Source organism: Saccharomonospora sp. NPDC046836, from assembly GCF_040645195.1.
Classification (GTDB): Bacteria; Actinomycetota; Actinomycetes; order Mycobacteriales; family Pseudonocardiaceae; genus Prauserella_A.
In genome coordinates, this window is sequence record NZ_JBEYXW010000039.1 from 34,151 (window position 1) to 55,484 (window position 21,334).

Consider the following 21,334-nt stretch of genomic DNA (forward strand, 5'->3'; position numbering starts at 1 on the left):
TCCGAATCGACTGTCCAAGGGCCAGCATGCGACCACGCGCAACCGGGTGATGGGCAACCCGGTTGCGCGTGGGCCCTTCGGATACCGGCTCATCAGCGCAGCGATGTCCGGTGCTGGTCTCGGCCGCCCGGCGGCCGAGCGTCTGTTCCGCCTGCTGGAAGGTTGATCAGCCGCCCTGAACCGGTTGGCCGCCGAGGGTCACCTCGAGGGTCCGGTTGTCGGACAACGTCAGCGTCACCTTCTCGCCCGGTGCCCGAGTGCGGATGGCTGCGACCAGGGTGTTGGCGTCGTCGATCACGCGGTCGTCCAGCTTGGTGACGACGTCGCCGCCCTTCAACCCGGCACTCTCGGCCGGGCTCCCCTGCTGGACTTCACCGATCGCCGCTCCGCCGGAGGGCGCATCGCCGACGGTGGCACCCATGTACGTCTGCGTGGCGTGCCCGTTCTTGATGATGTCGTCGGCGGTGCGGCGCGCCTGGTCGATCGGGATCGCGAAGCCGATGCCGACATTGCCCGCCTCGGACTGGCCCGGGGCCCGGGACGACTGCGGGCTGTAGATCGCCGAGTTGATCCCGATGACCTGACCGGACATGTTGGCCAGCGGCCCGCCCGAGTTACCGGGGTTGATGGCGGCATCGGTCTGGACGGCGTCCATCACGGTCGTCTGGTCGCCTCCACCGCCCGCGGTGACGGGGCGGTTCAGCGAGCTCACGATGCCGGAGGTCACCGTGCCGGCCAGTTCGAACGGCGAGCCGATCGCGACCACCGACTGGCCGACCTTCAGGTCATCGGAGCGGCCGAGCTCGACCGCGGTCAGGTTGTTCGCGCCCTCCGCGCGGATCACGGCGATGTCGGTCGTGGGGTCACGGCCGACGACGGACGCATTCGCGCGGTTGCCGTTCGGGAACACCACCGTGATGCTGCCGCCGTTCGCGGCGTTCTCGATGACATGGTTGTTGGTCATGATGTAGCCGTCGCTGCTGATGACGAACCCGGAACCCTCGGCAGCTCCACCCTGCCCCTCGGTCTGCAACTGCACGACGCTCGGGCCCAGTTTCTCGGCCACTGCCTCGACCGTGCCCGGCTGGGCGCTGCCGGTCTGCTTGGCGGGCTGCGGCTGGTTCAGCGCGTTGGCGGAGCTGTTCGTCCCGTTCGCCGAGTTCTCGGCGACGAGATAGCCCCCGGCGGCGCCCGCGCCACCCCCGACCAGCAGCGCGAGCACCGCCACGCCCGCCACGAGCTTGGCAGGGCCATTCCGCCGCGGCGTGGGCCCAGGGCGCATGGCCTGCATGGGATAGGTGGCTGTCGGGTAGGACGGTCCATGCCCGCCGGGCGCACCGTAGTGGTTGGCCGGCTCCTGCTGGCCCGGTGCACCGTGCTGAGTTCCCGAGCCCTGCTGACCCCCCGCACCGTACTGATGACCAGGCTCCGGCTGGCCCGGTGCGCCGTACGCGTTACCCGGCTCCTGCTGCCCCGGCGCGCGATACGGGTTCGGCGAACCCTGCGGGCCTGCCTGGTAGGGGTAGCCGCCACCACCCTGGCCCTGCACCGACCACGGGCTCGGCTCCTCCTTCGGCCACCCACCCTGCTCCGGGGTTCCGGGTGCCGGGTCGCCCGGCTTGCCCGCGCCTGCGGGGTCATTGTCCGTCATGCGCTCATCATGCGCCCGTGGCCTGAGAGCTTGCTGAACCAGAGCTGTGGGAAGGGCTTGAGAATTCTTCAGCTCACCGCGCGCAGCCGCAGCGCGATCTTCTCGGGCGTCGCGTCGTTCACCCACACCGCCATGCCGGATTCCGAGCCGGCGAGGTACTTCAGCTTGTCCTTGCCGCGCAGCACCGAGAACAGCTCGAGATGCAGCCAGGACAGGCCCGGGTCACCGTGCACCGGGCCCTGGTGCCAGCCGGCGACATAGGGCAGCGGCCTGTCGTAGAGCCCGTCGCAACGCCGCAGCACCTCCAGGTACACGCGGGCGAAGTCGTCGCGCTCGGCGGGATCGAGTTCGGTGAGGTCGGCGACCTGGCGATGTGGCACGACGTGCACCTGCACCGGCCAGCGCGCAGCGGGCGGCACGTAGGCAATCCAGTACTCGCCTTCGGCGACGACGCGTGTCCCCGATTTGCGCTCGGCGGCGAGTACGTCGCCCTGCACGTGTCTGCCGTGCTGTGCCCTGTAGGCCGCGGCGGTGGCGAGCATCCGCTCGGTCCGTGGGGTGACGAACGGGTAGGCGTAGATCTGGCCATGCGGGTGGTGCAGGGTGACACCGATTTCCTCGCCGCGGTTCTCGAACGGGAAGACCTGCGCCACACCGTCCAATGCGGACAGCTCGGCCGTCCGGTCCGCCCACACGTCGACGACCGTGCGCACCCGCGCCCGGCTCAGCTCGCCGAACGAGCGGTCGTGGTCGCTGGTGAAGCAGACGACCTCACACCGGCCCGTTCCGGGCGCGACCGGGACGAGGCCCGCGGCATCCAGTGTGCCGGCCGCTCCGGCGACATCCTGCGCGAAGGAAGGGAAACGGTTCTCGAAGACGACCACGTCGTAATCCGCCTCCGGGACCTCGCTTGGCCGGCCCGGCCGCGTCGGGCACAGCGGGCACAGATCGGCCGGCGGCTTGTAGGTGCGGCTCTGGCGGTGCGCCGCCATCGCCACCCACTCGCCGGTCAGCGGGTCGCGGCGGATCTCCGACGCTGCGGCCATGGCGGGCAGATCCCGGGTGTCGGTGGCGACACGGGGCGGCGCGCCGGCCGTGTCGTCGAAATAGACGATCTCGCGCCCGTCTGCGAGATGGCGAACCGTCTTTCTCACACGCCGGCTCCGGCACCGGAGGAGTCCGGGGCAATGATCAGTTCGCCAACGTGTTCGGCGAGGATGCGGCGCGCGTCCTCGGGCAGCTCGTCATCGCTGACCACCACGCTCGCCTCAGCGAGGTCGGCGATGGTGGAGATGCCCACGGTGCCCCACTTGGTGTGATCGGCGAGCACGACCAGCCTGCGGCCTGACTCGACGAGCGCCCTGTCCGTCTCACTCTCGGTGAGATTCGGGGTGGTGAAACCTGGTCCTTCCGCCATACCGTGCACGCCGAGGAAGACCAGGTCCAGATGCAGGCTGCGCAGGCTCTGCACCGCAACCGGCCCGACGAGGGCATCGGAGGGCGTGCGCACGCCTCCGGTGAGCACGACGGTCCGGTCGGGCTGAGTGGAGTCGCGCAGCACATCGGCGACCCGAATCGAGTTGGTCACGATCGTCAGGCCGGGAATGCCGTCGAGTGCGCGAGCGAGGGTCCACGTCGTGGTGCCCGCGGAGATGCCGATCGCCGTGCCGGGCCGCACCAAGCCTGCCGCCGCGGCAGCGATCGCCTCCTTCTGCTCGCGCTGGCGCACGGACTTCGCCTCGAATCCCGGCTCATCCGTGCTGCGACTGGTGATCGTGGTGGCTCCGCCGTATACCTTCTCGACGAGGCCACGGCTGGCGAGAACGTCGAGGTCACGGCGCACGGTCATGTCTGAGACACCAAGCCGCTCGACCAGATCACTCACCCGGACAGCGCCGGTTCGCCTGGCTTCTTCCAAGATGACCGCTTGCCGCTGCCGCGCCAGCACCGTCGACTCCGTCCTGGGTACCTGTCCCGCGAATTGCACCCCTAACTGCACAAAATCCTACACGAATGAACACAATTCATTCAGCCCGGCACTCCGGGCAGTCGAATGGTCAGCAGCGCGCCACCCGCGGAGCTCTGTCCGGCGTACACCGCACCGCCGTGGCGCTCGGCGGCCTGCTTGACGATCGCGAGCCCCAGCCCCGAACCCGGCAACGTGCGCGCTTCGGACGAGCGGTAGAAGCGGTCGAAAACCTTCGGAAGATCCTCTTCCGCGATGCCGGGCCCGGCATCGGCCACCTCCACAACAGCGGTCCCATCGCCGAGCGGGCGCAGCTGGACGCCTACCGTCGTCCCAGGCGGGGAGAACTTGACGGCGTTGTCGAGCAGGTTCAGCACGGCACGCTCCAGCACGGCCGGATCGCCGGTGAGTACCCACGGTTGCAGCGAGACGTCGAAGGTGGAGTCGCCGGCCCTGCGCCGGGCACGGTCGAGCGCACGCTCCACGACCTCCACCATGTCGACGCGCTCGTTCTCGGTGCGCGGCTCGCTGCCCCGCGCCAGCTCGACGAGGTCACCGATCAGCTGGGTCAGCTCGTCGAGCTGGCCCCGGATGTCGGCCTCCATGTCGACGCGGTCCCGCTCGGACAGTGGCCGGGCACCCACGCGGCTCGCCGCCAGCAGCAGTTCCAGGTTGGTGCGCAGCGACGTCAGCGGTGTGCGCAACTCATGCCCGGCATCGGCGACGAGCTGGCGTTGTCGCTCCTGGGCCTCGGCGACGGCGGAGAGCATCGTGTTGAAGCTGTGCGTGAGCCTGGACAGCTCGTCGTCACCGGTCACCGGGATCGGGCGCAGGTCCATGGTGCGGGCGACCCGCTCGGTCGCCGAGGTCAGCCGCTCGACCGGACGCAGGCCTGCTCTGGCGACCGCAGTACCGGCCACCGCGGCGACGATGATTCCGGCGCCGCCGAAGAGGAACAGCACCAGCGACAGGTCCGAGAGCGTCCGCCGGGTCGGCTCCAACGACTGGGCGAGGACGAGAGCCTGACCGTTACCCGAGGGCAGCGCGACGACACGCATACCGGTCGCATCGTCGGTGCGGAGCGAGTAGCTGGCAGCGCCGGTCGCCACCGCGAGCTCGTCCGATCCGGCCGGCGGCGGGGTGCCGTTGCTCGGCCTGATGAGCTCCCCGTTGGCCTGCAGCAGACCGATCTCGATGTCGCTGCTCACCAGTACCGCGCTGGGCACCTCGCGGAACTGCGCGATCACCGGGGTGCTCTTGACCGCCGCCGCGGCACGGTGGATCAGGCTGTCGTCGAACTGCTGGTACATGTTGCTCTGGACGGTCAGATACGCGACCAGCGAGACCAGCGCCACCGCGCAGCCGACGCAGCTGGCGGCCAGCAACATGACCCGGGTGCGCAGGGAGAACCTGCGTGCGCTGCGATGCTGCGAGTTGTCCGTACGCGGGTACTCGGTCGTGTCGGCGGCCGAGGGTGGTGCCTCGGTCACGGTGGCGTCTCCCGTAGCACGTAGCCGACGCCACGCACGGTGTGGATCAGCCGGGGCTCGCCGTCGGCCTCGGTCTTGCGCCGGAGGTAGCCGACGTAGACCTCGAGCGCGTTGCCCGATGTCGGGAAGTCATAGCCCCAGACCTCTTCCAGGATCCGGCTTCGGGTCAGGACGTGCTTCGGGTACGACATGAACAGCTCGAGCAGGGCGAACTCGGTGCGGGTGAGGCTGATCGGGCGGCTGCCGCGGCGTATCTCGCGGGTGCCGGGATCCAGGGTCAGATCGGCGAAGGCCAGCGTTTCGGAGGCCTGCGCCTCTGCCTGGGCCTCCGCGTTCGCGCGGCGCAGGAGCGCGCGCAGACGGGCGAGCAGCTCCTCCAGCGCGAACGGCTTCGGCAGGTAGTCGTCGGCGCCGGCGTCGAGGCCGGCTACGCGATCGGAGACGGTGTCGCGCGCGGTCAGCACCAGGATCGGCAGGTCGTCGCCGGTGCTGCGGAGCCGTCGAGCGACCTCCAGGCCATCGAGCCGCGGCATCATGACGTCGAGCACCATGGCGTCCGGCCGGTCGCCGGTCACCTTCTCCAGCGCCTGCGCGCCGTCACTGGCGACGTCGACTTTGTAGCCGTTGAACTCCAGCGACCGTCGTAGCGACTCCCGAACGGCCCGATCGTCGTCGACAACCAGAATGCGCATGTGCACAGTCTTACCGCTCGAGCTGAGACTGCCCTTAACGCATGCCCCGATGGGGTGCTACTCGACGAGGCCGCCCCGGTAGGCGAGCAGTGCCGCCTGCACGCGGTTCGCGGCGCCGATCTTGGACAGCACGGCGGAGACGTAACCCTTCACCGTGGCCTCCGAGAGGTGCAGGCGCCCGCCGATCTCGGCGTTCGAAAGACCCTCACCGATGAGCGCGACGACCTCCCGCTCACGTTCGGACAACGCGGCGAGCAGTTTGCGCGCGGGTGCCGCGGCGCGCTGCTCGTCGCGATGAGCATGGACCATCCGAGCCGCCACGCTCGGATCGAGCACGGCCCCACCGCGGGCCAGGTCGCGTACTGCACGCACCAGCACGGCAGGCTCGACGTCTTTCAGCAGGAATCCGTCGGCACCGAACCGCAGGGCGAGGCTGACATACTCGTCGACGTCGAAGGTGGTGAGCATCGCCACGGTCGGCGGGTCAGGCAGCGTCTGTATTGCGCGCAGCGCACGGATCCCGTCGTCAGGCGCACGCATCTTGATGTCGAGGAGCGCGACGTCGGGATGGAACCGCCGCGCCATCTCGACAGCCGATCTGCCGTCCACTGCTTCACCGACGACCTCGATGTCCGGCGCCACGGCCATCATGGCCCGCAGCCCCGACCGGACCAACTCCTCGTCGTCGGCAAACATCACCTTGATCAACGCCACTCCTCCGGCAGCCGGTCGCGCGGGATCTCCGCACCGATTCGGAGAAGGCTACCCACTGGTAGACGGGTATTACAGTGAGCAACCCGTGGGTAGTCAAGGTCCGGTTCCCACAGCCAAAGGCCGCCAGTTAAGCTGTAGGAAGTACCACATGCCCTCGTAGCTCAGGGGATAGAGCACCGCTCTCCTAAAGCGGGTGTCGTAGGTTCGAATCCTACCGGGGGCGCAAAACTCCTGGTCGAACGCTGACCAGGAGATCGACAGCGAACCTCCCCACGTTTAACCCTTGTCTTTGGGCTTCGTGGCCTGTGGCCGTTCTGCCAGCGCGGGGCCAGCACCCTCGCCCACCACGCCACGTTCCATGTAGTCCTCTTGAGTTGTGCTGATGCGCTCATGCCCGAGGTAGTCGGCGATCTCACGGGCGGTCAGCCCCGCGTCGTCGAGGACGCCAGCGACGTAGTGCCGAAAGTCATGCGGGTGCAGGCCCTCGAACGGCGTACCGGCGACCACCTGGCGGACACGTGCGCGGGTGTTGTCGGCGTCTCGCAGCGTGCCGGTTGAGGACGGGAACGCCCACGGCGAGTCGGACTCGGCATGTCGACGCTTCAAGATGTCCATCACCCACGCTGGCGGGCGCACGGTCCGCATCCCCGCGACGCTCTTTGTGTGGTCCTGGACGAACAGCCCTCGCCCCGTCACTCGGATGACTGTCCCGTGAAACCGGACTGTCCCAGCGTCGAAGTCGACTGACGTTTCCCAGTCGAGCGCGAGCAGCTCGCCGATCCGGCAGCCCAGACCGGAGAGCACGTCCACCATGTCGACGAGGTCCCAGCGCTCAGCTACCGGCGATGTGTGGAAGACGCCCAACACATCACTGATGGTGCGACCGTTGACCGTGCGCTCCTTGCGGCGCTTCTTCTTGCCCAAGCTCTCGATCTCTCGGACGGGATTCTTCTCCATTGCGTCGTGTCTGACGACCAGGCTGAAGATCCCAGACAGCACGACCTTGGCGTGCGAGGCGGCCCCACGACCAACCCGATCGCGGATGTCGGTGATGACCCGGTTCGCGGTGGACACGCGCACGTCCCTCACGCGAAGGGAACCGACCGGTGAGGCCAAGTAGCGGTCCCAGGTATCCCGGTACTCCCGTTTCGTGCGAGGAGCCTTGTCCGACTCGTCCACCGACCGCAGCCACATCTCGGCAGCGGCGGATACCTTGGTCTCCGGTTTGATCTCGCCATCGCTCGAACGGCGAGCACGATCCCGTAGAGCTTGCAGCAGGTTGTACTCGGCCTTCTTCCGGGACTCCCCTACTCGCTCCGCGCCTCCGCCACCGTCAGCTTGTAGCCACTCAGGTTGATCGGGATGTTCCTCATCGACTGCTCCTTGTGTAGGGGCCTTAACGCGCCCTGTTAACTGGTATGACGCCATACAACCACCATGATCGGCTAGTGTCAATAGCCCTAAACACAACTTGTTGAGGCGGGTGTTCGAGAGGGTTCATAGGGGTAACCCCTGGTTGGTAGAGTGGCCTTGACAGCAGAGGAGGCGAGCTATGGACATCGCGGCTGTTCAGCGCATTGAAGACCCGCACGCGCGGGCCCTGCGTATCAGTGAGCTCATCGACGAACAGCAGGCCCTCATGTCTGAGCTGACACGCCTGCGACGTGAAGCGATCCAGGACATGCAGCGCTCAGGCATCAATCAGTCGGACATCGCGAAGATGCTCGGGATGACCCGGTCTCGGGTATCGCAGATCCTGGCTGGCAGTGGCCGCAAGCCTGAGCGTGCGTTGCTCAGCGGCGGTGATTCCGTCACGATCGTCGTGCCTGTGGAGAAGGCTCCGTACCCCGAGGGGAAGGAGCGCCCGGTCGTGCACCGTGAAGACGCAGAGTTCATCGAGCGGATGACCACCTTGGCCCAGGGCGTGGGGCTTGAAGTAGCAACCGAGTATGCGGGGCCCGGTGACTTTATCGACCTCAACCGCGATGGCCTCGTGATCACCTGTGGTCCCCGGCAGTCGCCGTGGTTGGAGCAAGCGCTCAGCGCTGATGGCAAGTACGGCTTCGCGCGGGACGACGCCGGTTGGTACCTCGAGGACAAGGCTTCGGGCCAGAAGTTCCGGTCTCCCGAGGATTCTGGCTTGCCGCAGGACTACGGCTACCTAGGTACCTTGCCTAGGCCAGATGGGAACGGGTTCTGGCTCTACGCCGCCGGTATCCATGCCGCGGGCTCACGGGGTGCGGCGAAGTACCTTTCGGAGAACTTGTCCGGCCTCTATAAGGCTCACAAGAACATTCTCTGGTCGTGCTTGGTGTCATGCACATTCGACCCCGAAACCCGCGAGTTGACCAAGAGCGAACCGCTCACCGAGGTTCAGCGCCGCGGCGCAGTTCCGTCGTCGCGCAAGTAGGGAGATCCTGCCCGTGCGTGTTCTGATCACTGGCGCCGGTGGATTCCTTGGCAGGACGCTGGCCACGAAGCTGCACATGCAGCACGAAACGGTCGCAGCTCTCGTTCGCCGAGAACCCGACCTGCCAGGTGACATCGAAAGGCGATTCGTAGACATCCGTGACCGAGCAGCGCTCACGGCGACTGTGGAGCAGTGGTCCCCCGACGCCATAGTGCACCTCGCCGCGTTAAAGAGCATTCGCGATTCCCAAGGCAATGAAGGCGACTGCCGCGCCACGAACGTCGACGGCACTACCGCGCTGATCTCTGCACTTAAACACGCCGACCCGTATACGCACGTCGTCTTCGCGTCGACAGTATCGATCTATGGTCCGCAAGGCGATCCCGACGAGGGCTCGCCCACCGACCCGCGAAACCCCTACGCACAGTCGAAGCTCGAAGCGGAGCAAACTTTGCTGGCCGCCGCCAAGACGGGCGCATGTCGCACTACGATCCTGCGCCTCGCGAACATCGCGGGTGGGTTCCGAGAAATCTACGACCGCGATGACAAGCCGATCATTCCGCGGGTACTCACCAGTGCCAGGGACGGGCAGCCGGTTCCGGTCAACGGTGCCGGAGACTCAGTTCGGGACTACGTGCATGTCGAGGATGCCGCTGATGCGGTCATAGCCGCGCTCCAGACCGGGCCCTCAAGTCCGTCAGCGTTGTTCAACGTTGGCAGCGGTCAGGGAGCCAGTGTTACCGAGATCATCACAGTCGCAGAACAGATCACCGGCAACCCCATCGCTGTCGAGCGCAAGCCGCCCGTCGAAGAAGTCGAGCGCGTCGTCCCCAATGTCCAGCGCATCCAACAGGAACTCGGCTGGTCTCCCTATCGCTCGTCCCTGGCCAGGATCATCACGGACGGCTGGGAGGCCATGACCACCACGCTGCCTGACGCCTAGTCAGCGCCGCCGTGTTCAGAGTTTCCTTACTTGTTCAAGGCGGCCCCTCCGGGGCCGCTGGCCACTGCGTTCATGGCCGACGCCCCAGCGGAGGCGTGCGGCTGGCGCCGGTCCTCCGCGGGCGTCGGCCGTGACGATGGCCAGCGACCTCTCTCCGGAGGACCGCGAATAGGAAGAGCTGAAAGATGCCCTCGCCGGGCGGGCAGGTCTCCAGGATGGCTGGGTGACGCGTTCGGGTGCGGGTCCGTGGTTGGCCCAATGCGTACCATCCACTAGATCAACTTGGTTGTAAGTGCAAAGATCGCAGCGAGCAAACCCAGGACGGCCGTGGCAAATCCGGCCTGAATGGTGTGGACGAACCCGCTCCGAATACGCTGGCCTTTCGTTGGCGGAAGGACGCGCGCAGCACTGGGGGGCGCAGCAATTTCAGGAACTTCCCAAATGTTTTCATCCATCAAATGAAAGACCATTTGCTTAGTCGCTCGAATGGCGCAATGAATTCGGGAAACATCGTTCACGTCATCTGTTGTCCAGTAGATCCAGACTCCTAGCCTGGCGCATTTTTCGAATTCAGGATCGCCTGGCTTGCAGTCGGCCGTACGGGCGGTAAACCTGACGATATCTCGAGCGCTACTTCGCAGTAGAGCTCGAGCGGACATTCTCTCCGATCTAATGCCAAGGGCTGCGACGTGGGACGTCTGCGGCGCCAAGCAAAGTGGTCGGCGTAGTGTGTTCAGTGCACCTAAAACTGACGTAACTTCGGCCAACAGTCGAGTGGTGGAAAGTAACAGCACGGACGTACCTACTGCCGCCAGAGCCAAGAGAAGATATACGACTATTCGCAGAGCATTGACAACTATAATGTTTTCTTCACCGAAGAGCAGCGTGGTAATTATGGAAAAAGTGAGTAATAGTAGAAGGAAGACCGGAAGTAAGAATCTTGGCGCAGTTATTCGCTGGGCCAGCATATCATTTATCCGCTCAAGATCGTGACGGCTTGTTTTATAGTGAAGCAGAACCTCAATCTCTGGGTACAGGTACTTTCTTCGGAGTACTAGGCGATTCGCGAGCACCAGGAGACGTCCTACCTGCCTAAGCAGACGGTCGAAGTGTCGAGTGCGTGAAGCCTCGTCCTTCCACTTCTCATCTTCGGTTCGCTCTCTTCGCTCTCTGCGGAATCGGGACAGGAGAAGCACGGTTGGACGGTATCGAAAGAGACTCTGTGTGAGGAGTGGATTTGCTGCAGTCTTGCAGCAAATCCAGACCGAGTACAGCGCAGGCTCCATCGTCGGTAGGGCATCGATACAAAGGCCAGCAGGGTCTGGTGACATGCTGGCTGCAGTTGCGCAGGACGCGGGAGACGGCGAAGAAGGTTGCCGGGGGTTCTTCTGCGGCCAACATTTGTCCAACATGCAACCGGCGCAGCGCATAAGTGGACGACGGCGAGCGTCGTGATCGTTCCCACAGGTCAGCGTGGTAGGCGGGGGAGCCCGCACCTGATCGCCAGTCATCCAAACTAGGTCAAAAGGACCTCGTTTGATTGGTAGCTCATTCGGAACCAGCTGTAACGAAAGATCTCCAATCGCGATGCATTGATCATCTGTGGAACCTAGGGGAGACGATGACTGCCGCTGACAGAGATACAATTGATCGCGAAATCGACAAAGCTGACCTTCTGGTAGAGCGGGACCGCATTGTCGCACGATACAACGAAATTAATTCTGCGATCCATACGTGGGGAATCAAGATTGGCCCGTGGCGGTGGGTTAGACCGGTTCACACCGGCGCGATAAGCATAATCTTCGCACTGTGGCATCTCAGTGCTTTCGCTACGGGCGTGCTCATCACAATTCTATGGGAGGGCGGCAAAGAACTGGGTGTTGCACTGGTTGTTGGTGCACTCTTTGGGGTCGGAAGCTTTCTTTCGCAAATGTGGTCCCAGGGCATGGACCGGCAACGCGAATTTGTTCAAAGGGTTGAATTCGAGGATGAATTGAGTGAGATGCGAGGACTGATAAGAAAATTTAGGGAAATTGAAAATGAACTCAACACGCATCGGGGATAGGGCTACAGCATTTCGTGTCAGTCGTTTCCCGGCCTCCGTTCCTTCCCTTGGCAGGGCGGAGCAGTTGGATGTTTGTGAGGCGCCGCGACGGAGTTGTCGGCCTGTCGATCTAGATGATCGATTCCGTGAAGTTGGTGTTCAGTGGTCCCTATCTTGGAAGCGTCCGGGTTGGTGATCGGCTCGGATGTCCCGGAAGGGCCGGGTGTGGCTTTCAGTGGTCTGCCCGATGGTGGCTCCCTTCGACTGGCCGCCCGGCCCCTCCACGACGGCTCGGCTGCTGATTGAGAGTTGCGGATCATCGCTGAATAGGGACCTGCCGGCGAGGTCGTCTCGGGACGTGAGCACAGCGTTGAGTGTGAGGAGACCTGATTGGACCGGGCATGGGCTGGAGTGGACATCGGCAAGCGACACCATCATGCGGTGGTGGTGGATGCGGGTGGCGAGAAGGTGTTGTCGCGACGTGTGACCAACGATGAACTCGATCTGCTGGCCCTGATCGGGGACGTCAGCTCTCTGGCCACCGAGGTGACCTGGGCGATCGACCTGCATAGCAGCGAGTCCGCACTGTTGGTGGCGTTGCTGCTGGCCCACGGCCAGAAGGTCGTATATGTGCCGGGTATGGCGGTGAACCGGGCCGCGAGCTCCTACCGGGGTGCGGGCAAGACCGACGCCAAGGACGCCTACATCATCGCCGACCAGGCCCGCATGCGCCGAGACCTGGCCGTGTTGCGCGCTGACGAGGAATTGATCGTCGAGCTGCGCATGCTGGTCGCCAGCCGCCAGGACTTGGTCTCCGACCGCACCCGCGCGGCCAACCGGCTCCATGATCGGTTGCTGGCCATCAGCCCCGCGTTGGAACGCGCACTGGATCTGCGTAACCAGGGACCGCTGGTCCTGCTCACCGGCTTCCAGACACCGGCTGCGTTGCGGGAGGCCGGCGTCGAGCAGGTGACCGCGTGGCTGCGCGACCACGGGGTCCGCTCGGCCGCGATGCTGGCGGCCGCATCGGTGCAGGCCGCGGAAACTCAGATCACGAGCCTGCCCGGTGAGCAACTGGGCGCCCAGTTGGTGGCCAGGCTCGCGGAGGGGGTGATGGCCCTCGACGAGCAGATCAAGGAAATCGACCAGCTCATCGAGGACCGGTTTCGCCGCCACCCTGCCGCCGACGTGATCGCCAGCTTTCCCGGCATCGGCATCCTGCTCGGTGCGGAGTTCCTCGCCGCCACCGGCGGAGACATGGACGCCTTCGGCTCCGCTGACCGCCTTGCCAGCCTTGCCGGGGTGGCGCCCGTTCCTCGCGACTCCGGCCGGGTGTCGGGCAACCTGCACCGGCCTCGCCGCTACCACCGCGGCCTGCAACGCGTGTTCTACACCTCGGCATTGATCAGCATCCGCTGCAACCCCAACTCCCGGCGGTTCTACGACCGCAAAAGAGCCGAGGGGAAACGCCATACCCAGGCGGTGCTCGCCCTGGCAAGACGCCGAGTGAACGTCCTGTGGGTGCTGCTACGCGAGGGGCGTTGCTACGAACTGAAGCCGCCTCAAGCCCAAGCCGCATAGAAAGATCGCCTTGACAACTTCATTGAGAGTCGTAGGCGGTCAGTGATCGTTTGCTGATGACGCCGGTGTTCCAGTTGCGCCAGATGCCGGCGGCCATGGCGAGCAGGCGCTGGGCGATGCGGGTGAGGACCCCGGCTGGGGTGCGGCCGCCGTGGGCTTCCAGGTCGAGTTGGCCTTTCAGGGTCTGGTTGACCGACTCGATCCACTGGCGGACGCCGCCGAGGTTGCCGTTGGTGTGGGTCTCGTCCTTGCGGTCCGGTCGCAGCAGCCGCAGCCCCATGGCCTCGGTGAGCTGCTTGAATTCTTTGCCCGCGAAGCCCTTGTCCGCGAGCAGGATCTGCCCGTCGCGGATGAGGTGGTGGTTGTGTTCCAGCAGCGCAGCCACCACCTCGCGTTCGCCGAGCTTCGGATTGGCCAGGCACCACATGATCGGCATGCCGTCCCCGGAACAGACGAGATACAGCTTCAGGCCCCAGTAGAAACGCGAGTGCGAGGCGCAGTAGCCGTAGCCGGCGTGTCCGGCCAGGTCCGAGCGCTTGACCGTCTCCCGCGACATCCCGCAGGGCACCGGAGTGGCGTCGGTCATCCACACGTCGTCGAACCACGACGGGCCTTGCTCGGCCAGCATCACGATGGCCTTGCTCAGCAACGGCTGGGCGGCCTTGAGTCGCTTGTGATAGCCCGGCTGGTTGGGTAGGTAACGGAACATGCCGCGCAGGTTGACCAGCGCGAACCGGATCCAGCGGTGCTCAGAGTGATAGCCCAGCAGCGCCTGGGCCACCGCCAGCGTCACCAGCTCGGCGTCGGTTAACCGGGGCCTGCGGCCCCGGCCCCGGCGGGTCAACACCACATGGTCATCGCAGAACACATACAGTTCGGTCAGGAGGGCTTCCAGATTGTTCGTCACAAAACGATCTTCGAAGCCCTCCGCCTACCTCCCGACACGACACGCCTCACGTGATCTTCACGGAATCATTCATCTAGGCTTCACTACGTGCCAGATCGCGAGTACGGGGAGATCCCGGGCTATCCAGAGGGTCAAGAGTTCCAGAGTCGGCGCGAGCTAGCCGAGGCTAAGGTCCACCGCCCGCTCCAATCAGGCATCTCCGGCGCCAAAGATGGAGCTGACTCCATAGTCGTTTCAGGCGGCTATCCGGACGACGAGGACCACGGCGACGAGATCATCTACACCGGTCAGGGCGGCCGTGACCCCAACACAGGGCATCAGATCGCCGACCAGGAGCTGACACGCGGAAATCTGGGGCTTGTGCGAAGTGAGCTGGACGGCCGGCCGGTCCGCTTGATTCGCGGTTCCGGAGGAGACCCGGCCTACTCGCCGGCCCGCGGGCTCCGCTACGACGGCCTGTACCAGGTGACCGAGCACTGGCACGATAGTGGACGTGATGGCTTCCGGATCTGGCGCTTTCGCCTGGTCAAGCTATCGTCCTCACCAAGGCAGGCAGTTGCACCGGCGGCCCAGACGATTGGGCCGGCGCCCCGGACGGCGTACAACGGGAACCGACTGGTCCGCGACCCCTCCGTACCGGAACGGGTGAAGCAACTCCACAACTTCACGTGTCAGGTGTGCGGGATTCGCCTACTCAGCGCCGGAGGCCCCTACGCCGAAGGTGCTTACATCCGTGGCCTGGGCCGCCCGCATGATGGTCCTGACCATGAGAGCAACATGCTCTGCCTCTGCCCCAATGATCACTTTCGGTTCGACGCCGGCGCGATCTACGTGGACGACGGCATGGTCTGGAACGCCTTGACCGACTCCGTGGTGGGGCTTCTCCGCACGGCGAAGGGGCACGAGGTCGACCCGGGGCACCTCCGTTATCACCGTGATCATTTCGCTGCCGCGGAGCCAACGTAGTTTGCCAATAAATGGCCAAAAATCGACGGCAGATGACGAGTTGTAGCACCGGACGACAGCAAGCGGCCCAGGCCCACCGATGCAGGTGAGCGCAGGTATCGGCGAATGACGGCCAGTACTAATGATCATGGAAACGGCATCAGAAGGTTTCGGACTCGAGTCAAGTTCCTAGCCTAGGTGCGCCACTTCTGGCAACGAGAACCCAATCGGTAACCTGGCAGGGTGAGCATTCCGTCAATTCCTGGCTACACGCAACCGCCTTCACGTAACACTTTGGCGGACTTGTGGTCCAAGCCTGCCGGTGATTTCCCAACAGAACTGTGGCCCGATGCGGATCTGCGATCGATCTCCCGCGATCCTTCTGGCTGGATAGTCGTTGAGGAACATTATTTTGAAGAAGCGAGACATGGTGGACGTGGCTGTGTTCTTGTTCGACCAAAAGATGAAGAAGAAGCGTTGCGTAGCACCTCCTGGATTGGTCACGATCTGGGCAAGGTCTGGGTGAAAGACGGCGGGGGAGTTGACAACAATGGCCTTGTTGCCACCGAGCGCAGGGTAGAAGTCGAATTCTTTGTGAGTTGCAGTGAGCCTGTGGGGGCGGCCGAGCCCGTCATTCATGTCAGCCATCCATACCTGTGGTATTGGGACGCATTCCCGGTCAAAAATGGATGGAACTACCTGAATCGAGCCGGTCGGGAGCAAGAGCTGATTCGATATGAGATAACACAGAAAGAGTGGCGAGTCGAAATAAAGGCGCTCGAATTTCGGCAGTACCTGGCCGAATCTGGTCGTAGTGCCATTATGCAAATCGATCATTCCTCAATGATGGATTCTGATGAATTCGATCGCGTAGATGACGAGTTTCGCGAGGATTGGGCTCATTTCGACATTCATGTCGTACACCAGTATTCAATAGGTAATACGCCCGCGTTCTCACGTTTGATGGGTCAGTGGCTTTTGACTGGAATGTTGAATTCTCGCGTTCCGCGAATGCACGAGCGCCGCGAAGACCGGGATTACCCAGAGTTCATATATGGGCTTTCGGCGACTGGCGGCCAGCCGCTTACTCATACATGTGACCCTGATCAACTGGGAACATATTTCGATAAGGACGGCAGTCGTCTCCATTATTTAACACCCGTATACTTTCGACGAGAGGTTCTACAGCCCTATGCGTTAGAGCCCAACAAATACCGCATTTCGGCACACAGGCTTGAATGTCTGAACCTTTGGGGCGTAGACATTTCATTCAACAGTGTGGGTCTTGTTGAGGTATATCTAGGTGACATTGGACGCGATCTTCCTTCGGATGAGTGGGGTCATTGGCGCTCATATAACGTGACACCCGAGGGAAAGATGGAAGAAGGTCGATTTCGTCGCGATTTCCTCAATCAGCCAGCTGCTTCTAGGGATCCCGCTGGCGATCTGAGGCGAGCGCGAGCGAGCGTGAGTGCGGCCTCAGAGAAACTGCTAGGTAAGCCGATATGGAAACCTTTATCAGGGGACATTAAGGCGGAGTTTCAGTCGCTCATTGGCCCATTGGCTGAGGATGCCACATCGTTCAATTACCCATTCCTCGCGCTAACGAAAGTTCTCGTCGATGGAATTGATCCGGCGCCACTGAAGCAGTATCTATCTTCTGCAGAGAAGGGTGATCTTTCCCTGCAGCTGTTGCGGAAATTTGCAGATGAACTCGGTGATGATTCAGACGTCACGGCAATATTGCGCAGCCTTCAGGGATTTCGATCAAAAGGTGGCGTTGCGCATCTTCCCAGTTCACGTAAGGCCGATGTAGCGCGAGAGTTAGGGATTGATGGACTTTCTGCGCTGGAAGCATTTGACAACGTCCTCAACCGAGCTTCTAACTGCCTCAATAGAATCACCGGGTTGATCTCGGCAAGGCTTGACTCTCAGGAGCAGCGTTCCGATACCGGAACGAACGCAGAAACCGAAGGGGAGCGCCCCTGACGTCGGCGTCGCACGGCGCATCATCCCTGGGCCAGAAGCGCAGGAGTGTTACCTTCCTCGGCCAACATTTGACCAACATGGTTATGGCAGTTGGTGGCAGAGGATGTTAAGTGTCGACTGTGTTCTTCGAGGTAGGCAGGTGTGTGCGCCGTTTCTGCAGGTACTCAGCAGCCCGAATAAGATCAAGGGGGCGCAGGCTCAAATCGCCCGTTGAACTCCGACAGCCATACTGATCAGGCAAGGGCAGTTCCCTTGCCTGGGAACGACAGGACACGTCCCACCTCAGCTAATGCGCGGACGGCTCGATCCACGGTGCGGATGCTGACGCCGTACTCCCGCGCGAGCGCTTGGCGGGGCGGCAGCCATCTATCGAATTCGCCGACATCGATGCGCTCTGCCAGGTGGTCTCGAACCTGCTCCCAGAAGTACGCACCGCCGGGGTAGAGCGGGTAGCGCGGCCGCGTCAGCCGGTAGAGCCGCTCGCCCAGCGCCCGGATGCGCGCGACCCACCGGAGCTCTAATTCGGTGAAGCCCTCAGCCAGCGAGAACGTCTCCTGCGGGTAGCGAGCGGCGAAGAACATCACCTCAGCTTGTCGTGCATGGTCATCGGCCAGGATGTCAGCGATGGCATCGCACTGCTCGCCAGTCAGAATGACGAAATCTGAGCCCTCCGGCAACAAGCCTTGCTGCACATACATACAGGTCATAATAAGACATCTTAAGATGTCCTAGAAGGTTCCAGGGAGGCTTCGTACATGACAGGGTGTCTAACGTGCTCTTATGTCTTGGGAGGACCGTTCCGCACGGATCGACCACGAAGGGCCTGATCTGCTATGGCAGCAGGTAGCGGCGGACCTTCGCGAGGACATCAAGTCGGGCGCGTTGCGAGCGGGAGCGAAGCTGCCCGGCGAGCTGGAACTCGCGGCCATCTACGGCGTAGCACGCGTGACGGTTCGGCGGGCAGCGATGGAGCTGCGCGACGAGGGCCTCGTGACGGTCACCCACGGCCGCGGAACGTTTGTCACCAAGCGAAGGTGACCGGAGTCCGACTACCGCAACAAGTTTCCCCATTGAGGCACCGCCAGAACGACGTGGGTAGATCCGTAGCGGGTTATCGTGTTGGCATGACTGCGGCAGCATCGCACCACGGCAGGAACCCGGACCGGGAACGGTTCGACTCGCCCCGCGACATCCGGGCTGCGCTGCTGCCCGAAGAAGTTCCCGCGTTCGATGGGGCGTACCAGCAGGCCCTGCGGGAGGCTTCCGAGACGTTGAGCCTGGAGGCGCTGCAGTCAACTCTGGCGAACTGGCGACGCATCGCCCAGATGACGCAGACCGACCCGGCCGCGCACCGCAGGATGCTCCAGCAGGCCGAGCGGACGTTGCGTACCGGTCAGCCGCCAGAGGGCGCCGTCGAGTGGAATCAGCTACGGACCGAGCTGGGCGTCTGACCTTCCGGTGGCCTATCACATCGTGACGGACCCACAGGTCCGTTCGCAGATCCGCACACTTCCAGCCGAGGTACTTCCCCTGCTGTCCGATGCGATGGGTGTCCTCGAGTTGACCCCGTGGAACGGCCGACCCTACAACGAGGCCGACCCTGACGGCTGGATGCGGCAGCTCGACTTCGCGGGCGGCCGTGGCTTCATCACCTATCTTGTCCTTGACGATCAAGAGCGGGTCGACGTGCTGAATCTGACCTGGCTTGGGTAGCCAGCGCATCCGGCCACGCAGGCACCCCGACCTCCCCACGCTTTACCCACGCGAATCAACGACAGAAGACCACGCCCGAGAGCATTCGACAGGCGTTTGCGGTCGCGAACAACACAGGTCATGGTCAGTATTGGTGGCCAACCGACAGCGACGGCAAACGCAGCACCATAAAGCGGGTGTCGTAGGTTCGAATCCTACCGGGGGCGCCGACCCAGCCAGTGTGCGAACTGTACGGGCCTTTGCTCGTTAGGCGGCAACAGTGATCACGATGTTGTCGTTCGCCACAGTCGGGCCCTATACGTCACGAATCAGTTCGTTCGAGCGCATTCGGTCACGGAGTGGCGCCGTAGGTACGGAGGAACACGCCGATCCCGGCTTGGCCGATCTGTTCCCGGTCCGCTCTCGCTTCCACTGACCGGATGGTTAGGCCGCCGCTTCGGGGTCGGACGCGTCTCGCTTGCCTCGCTCGCCGCGTTCACCGTGGCGGCCGGATTGTGCGCCATCGCGCCGAACGTCGGGGTGCTGATCGCCTTCCGGCTGCTGCAGGGGCGCGCTGGCGGGCTGCTCATCCCCGCAGGACAGACCGTGCTCAGTCAGCAGGTCGGTGCCGCGCGACTCAGCCGGGTCATGGCGACGCTCGGCATCGCGGTGAGCGTGGCTCCCGCGGTCGGCCCGCTCGCGGGAGGGCTGATCCTGCATGTGCTGTCGTGGCCGTGGTTGTTCGCGATCAACCTGCCGATCGGCTTGATCGGTCCGCTGCTCGGCCTCCGCTACGTGCCGCGGGGCAAACCGGCCGCCGCCGCCGCATCGATCCTGGAGGGCTCGCGCTCATCGCAGCCGGACTACCCCTTGTTGTATTCGCCGTGACGCGGTGGGGCGACACCGGACAACTCGACGCGCCCGTACTGGTGGCCGCCACACTGGGGCTTGCCGCGCTGGGATGGTTCGTCCAGCGGTCGCGCACCCACCCATTCGTTGCTCGACATGTCCCTCTACCGCAATCGCCTCTACCGAGCCGCGAGCCTGGCCTCCGCGTTCACCGGCGCGCTGATCTTCGGCAGCGGCATCATCGTCACGCTGTACTTCCAGCTCGGACGACACCTCGGGGTCGTCGAGACCGGCCTGAGCCTGCTCGGCTTCGCCGGCACCACCGCCGCCGTCGCACCGCTCACCGGGCGCGCTGTCGACCGCTACGGCGCGGCGCCGGTCTCCCTTGTCGGGGCCGTGCTCGCCGTCGTCGGCACCGCTCCGTTCGTCTTCCTTCCCGTCAACGCTCCGGTCGCCGTCGTCCAACTCCTGCTCGCCGACTACGGCGCCGCGGTGGCCCTGGTCGGTATGCCAACCGGCATCGCCGCCTACAAGACCGTGGAGCCGAAGCAGCTGTCCGACACGACCACCCAGCTCAACATTCTGCAGCGCGTCGGCGGCTCGCTAGGCGGGGCTGTGTTCGCCGTCCTCGTCGCCACCCGCCTGCCCGATACCGACGCCGCCTTCCACGTCGGCTTTTTTGCCCTCAGCATTGGTGCGCTGGGCGCCCTCGGTGCCGCTCTGCTCATCGCGCGTGCGACCACGAACACGGGAAGCAGCACGAGCGCCGAAAATTCCATTGAGGACACATGCACTCCCGAGCGCGGTGGCCGGTAGCTGATGGATCGCTACCTCCAACTGCTCGACGTCGACACCACGACCCGACAACGGTCAGGTCAGCTTGCGGCCGACATTCGCCGGTAGCGACCGGGAGCAACGCCGGGGCCACTGCTTGACGTCGTGAACTCCGACAACCCGCCTCTGCGGGTCTTCTTCGGGACGACAGGCCCCGCGATGGTCCCGCCGATCTACGCCGACCGCCTCAAGACCTGGGCCGACTGGAAGGACGTTTCCTTGCGCGCCCAGGGCAACTGACACACCAGACAGCCGGACCACGGCGGGCCACCCGCACCACGGCCAGGACACGGAACCCCTCCTGCTCGTGATAGCAGATCCGTCGGTATCGGTCGAGGACACCGACCACACGGCCGTCGAAGAAATCGAAGATCCGCCGCCACGCGAGTAAATACCATAGGGTGGTATGGCATCACAAGAATATGGTCGATGCCAATCTCGAGATCGGACAGCTATCAACGACGCCGGGTACGAGGTCGCCGACGCCTGAATCATGAGCGCGAACAACCTTGCATTCTGGGCCCAGGACGGACTCTACTGTCCCAGCAGCGTGGTCATTTCGTCGATCTCTTTGCCCTGCCGGTCGATGATGTCCTGGGCAGATGCCGTGGCCAGGAAGTAACTCCC

22 protein-coding genes and 1 tRNA gene are annotated in these 21,334 nt (G+C 64.0%); 13 read left to right on the forward strand and 10 right to left on the reverse strand.

Features of this window, described 5'->3' with window-relative positions:
* Positions 1-166: 166 nt before the first annotated feature.
* The 6 genes from ABZ863_RS29985 to ABZ863_RS30010 all read right to left on the reverse strand — a co-directional run bounded on the left by ABZ863_RS29985 (position 167) and on the right by ABZ863_RS30010 (position 6,507).
* On the reverse strand, positions 167-1,651 hold the full coding sequence (locus tag ABZ863_RS29985) for a trypsin-like peptidase domain-containing protein (RefSeq protein ID WP_358542444.1): 1,485 nt from the start codon (positions 1,649-1,651) through the stop codon (positions 167-169).
* Positions 1,652-1,719: 68 nt separating this feature from the next.
* Positions 1,720-2,805, reverse strand: coding sequence for a galactose-1-phosphate uridylyltransferase (gene galT, locus ABZ863_RS29990; RefSeq protein WP_358542445.1), 1,086 nt, complete (start codon positions 2,803-2,805; stop codon positions 1,720-1,722).
* Positions 2,802-3,599, reverse strand: coding sequence for a DeoR/GlpR family DNA-binding transcription regulator (locus ABZ863_RS29995; protein WP_358542448.1), 798 nt, complete (start codon positions 3,597-3,599; stop codon positions 2,802-2,804). The genes galT and ABZ863_RS29995 overlap by 4 nt, the downstream gene beginning before the upstream one ends.
* An 80-nt stretch (positions 3,600-3,679) precedes the next feature.
* A complete protein-coding gene (locus ABZ863_RS30000) occupies positions 3,680-5,005 on the reverse strand; it encodes a HAMP domain-containing sensor histidine kinase (protein WP_358542494.1) in 1,326 nt (441 codons plus the stop codon).
* A 98-nt stretch (positions 5,006-5,103) separates the two neighbouring features.
* The gene (locus ABZ863_RS30005; RefSeq protein ID WP_358542450.1) at positions 5,104-5,799 is read right to left on the reverse strand and encodes a response regulator transcription factor; all 696 of its coding nucleotides are present in this window, start codon (positions 5,797-5,799) and stop codon (positions 5,104-5,106) included.
* 57 nt (positions 5,800-5,856) lie between these two features.
* Positions 5,857-6,507, reverse strand: coding sequence for a response regulator transcription factor (locus ABZ863_RS30010; protein WP_358542452.1), 651 nt, complete (start codon positions 6,505-6,507; stop codon positions 5,857-5,859).
* A 156-nt stretch (positions 6,508-6,663) separates the two neighbouring features.
* Here ABZ863_RS30010 and ABZ863_RS30015 point away from each other — a divergent pair.
* Positions 6,664-6,736, forward strand: a tRNA-Arg gene (locus ABZ863_RS30015).
* A 53-nt stretch (positions 6,737-6,789) separates the two neighbouring features.
* On the opposite strand, the gene ABZ863_RS30020 is transcribed toward ABZ863_RS30015, so the two are convergent.
* Positions 6,790-7,941, reverse strand: a complete 1,152-nt coding sequence (locus ABZ863_RS30020; RefSeq protein ID WP_358542455.1) for a site-specific integrase — start codon at positions 7,939-7,941, stop codon at positions 6,790-6,792.
* Positions 7,942-8,065: 124 nt separating this feature from the next.
* On the opposite strand from ABZ863_RS30020, the gene ABZ863_RS30025 reads away from it, so the two are divergent.
* Entirely contained in the window at positions 8,066-8,923 is an 858-nt protein-coding gene (locus ABZ863_RS30025; protein ID WP_358542457.1) for a sigma factor-like helix-turn-helix DNA-binding protein, read from the forward strand.
* Between the two features lie 13 nt (positions 8,924-8,936).
* Positions 8,937-9,866, forward strand: coding sequence for an NAD-dependent epimerase/dehydratase family protein (locus tag ABZ863_RS30030; protein WP_358542459.1), 930 nt, complete (start codon positions 8,937-8,939; stop codon positions 9,864-9,866).
* A 272-nt stretch (positions 9,867-10,138) separates the two neighbouring features.
* Here the strand turns inward: ABZ863_RS30030 and ABZ863_RS30035 are convergent, their stop codons facing one another.
* Positions 10,139-10,384 (reverse strand): hypothetical protein, encoded by a 246-nt coding sequence (locus ABZ863_RS30035; protein ID WP_358542462.1) that lies wholly within the window; start codon positions 10,382-10,384, stop codon positions 10,139-10,141.
* A 1,103-nt stretch (positions 10,385-11,487) separates the two neighbouring features.
* Here ABZ863_RS30035 and ABZ863_RS30040 point away from each other — a divergent pair.
* Both ABZ863_RS30040 and ABZ863_RS30045 read left to right on the forward strand, forming a co-directional pair.
* Entirely contained in the window at positions 11,488-11,931 is a 444-nt protein-coding gene (locus tag ABZ863_RS30040) for a hypothetical protein (RefSeq protein ID WP_358542465.1), read from the forward strand.
* 369 nt (positions 11,932-12,300) lie between these two features.
* Positions 12,301-13,491 (forward strand): IS110 family transposase, encoded by a 1,191-nt coding sequence (locus tag ABZ863_RS30045; protein ID WP_358542468.1) that lies wholly within the window; start codon positions 12,301-12,303, stop codon positions 13,489-13,491.
* A 19-nt stretch (positions 13,492-13,510) separates the two neighbouring features.
* On the opposite strand, the gene ABZ863_RS30050 is transcribed toward ABZ863_RS30045, so the two are convergent.
* Positions 13,511-14,374 carry an IS982 family transposase gene (locus ABZ863_RS30050; protein WP_358542497.1) on the reverse strand — a complete coding sequence of 288 codons (864 nt, stop codon included), beginning with the start codon at positions 14,372-14,374 and terminating at the stop codon, positions 13,511-13,513.
* A 111-nt stretch (positions 14,375-14,485) separates the two neighbouring features.
* On the opposite strand from ABZ863_RS30050, the gene ABZ863_RS30055 reads away from it, so the two are divergent.
* Together ABZ863_RS30055 and ABZ863_RS30060 are read left to right on the forward strand one after the other, a co-directional pair.
* A complete protein-coding gene (locus ABZ863_RS30055) occupies positions 14,486-15,364 on the forward strand; it encodes a YDG/SRA domain-containing protein (RefSeq protein ID WP_358542471.1) in 879 nt (292 codons plus the stop codon).
* A 222-nt stretch (positions 15,365-15,586) separates the two neighbouring features.
* Positions 15,587-17,332, forward strand: coding sequence for a hypothetical protein (locus ABZ863_RS30060; RefSeq protein ID WP_358542473.1), 1,746 nt, complete (start codon positions 15,587-15,589; stop codon positions 17,330-17,332).
* Between the two features lie 233 nt (positions 17,333-17,565).
* Here ABZ863_RS30060 and ABZ863_RS30065 read toward each other — a convergent pair whose 3' ends face one another.
* Positions 17,566-18,030, reverse strand: coding sequence for a GntR family transcriptional regulator (locus tag ABZ863_RS30065; RefSeq protein WP_358542475.1), 465 nt, complete (start codon positions 18,028-18,030; stop codon positions 17,566-17,568).
* An 82-nt stretch (positions 18,031-18,112) separates the two neighbouring features.
* Here ABZ863_RS30065 and ABZ863_RS30070 point away from each other — a divergent pair, with 82 nt between their 5' ends.
* From ABZ863_RS30070 to ABZ863_RS30095, 6 genes are all read left to right on the forward strand, one after another.
* Positions 18,113-18,370: a GntR family transcriptional regulator gene (locus tag ABZ863_RS30070; RefSeq protein WP_358542477.1), complete on the forward strand. Its 258-nt coding sequence runs from the start codon at positions 18,113-18,115 to the stop codon at positions 18,368-18,370.
* An 86-nt stretch (positions 18,371-18,456) separates the two neighbouring features.
* Positions 18,457-18,783, forward strand: coding sequence for a DUF6247 family protein (locus tag ABZ863_RS30075; protein WP_358542480.1), 327 nt, complete (start codon positions 18,457-18,459; stop codon positions 18,781-18,783).
* Between the two features lie 22 nt (positions 18,784-18,805).
* Positions 18,806-19,045, forward strand: a complete 240-nt coding sequence (locus tag ABZ863_RS30080; protein WP_358542483.1) for a hypothetical protein — start codon at positions 18,806-18,808, stop codon at positions 19,043-19,045.
* A 411-nt stretch (positions 19,046-19,456) separates the two neighbouring features.
* Positions 19,457-19,912, forward strand: coding sequence for an MFS transporter (locus ABZ863_RS30085; RefSeq protein ID WP_358542499.1), 456 nt, complete (start codon positions 19,457-19,459; stop codon positions 19,910-19,912).
* A 117-nt stretch (positions 19,913-20,029) separates the two neighbouring features.
* A complete protein-coding gene (locus ABZ863_RS30090) occupies positions 20,030-20,689 on the forward strand; it encodes a hypothetical protein (RefSeq protein WP_358542485.1) in 660 nt (219 codons plus the stop codon).
* 123 nt (positions 20,690-20,812) lie between these two features.
* Complete coding sequence (locus ABZ863_RS30095) at positions 20,813-20,947, forward strand: hypothetical protein (RefSeq protein WP_358542488.1); 135 nt, start codon at positions 20,813-20,815, stop codon at positions 20,945-20,947.
* Positions 20,948-21,334 lie beyond the last annotated feature (387 nt).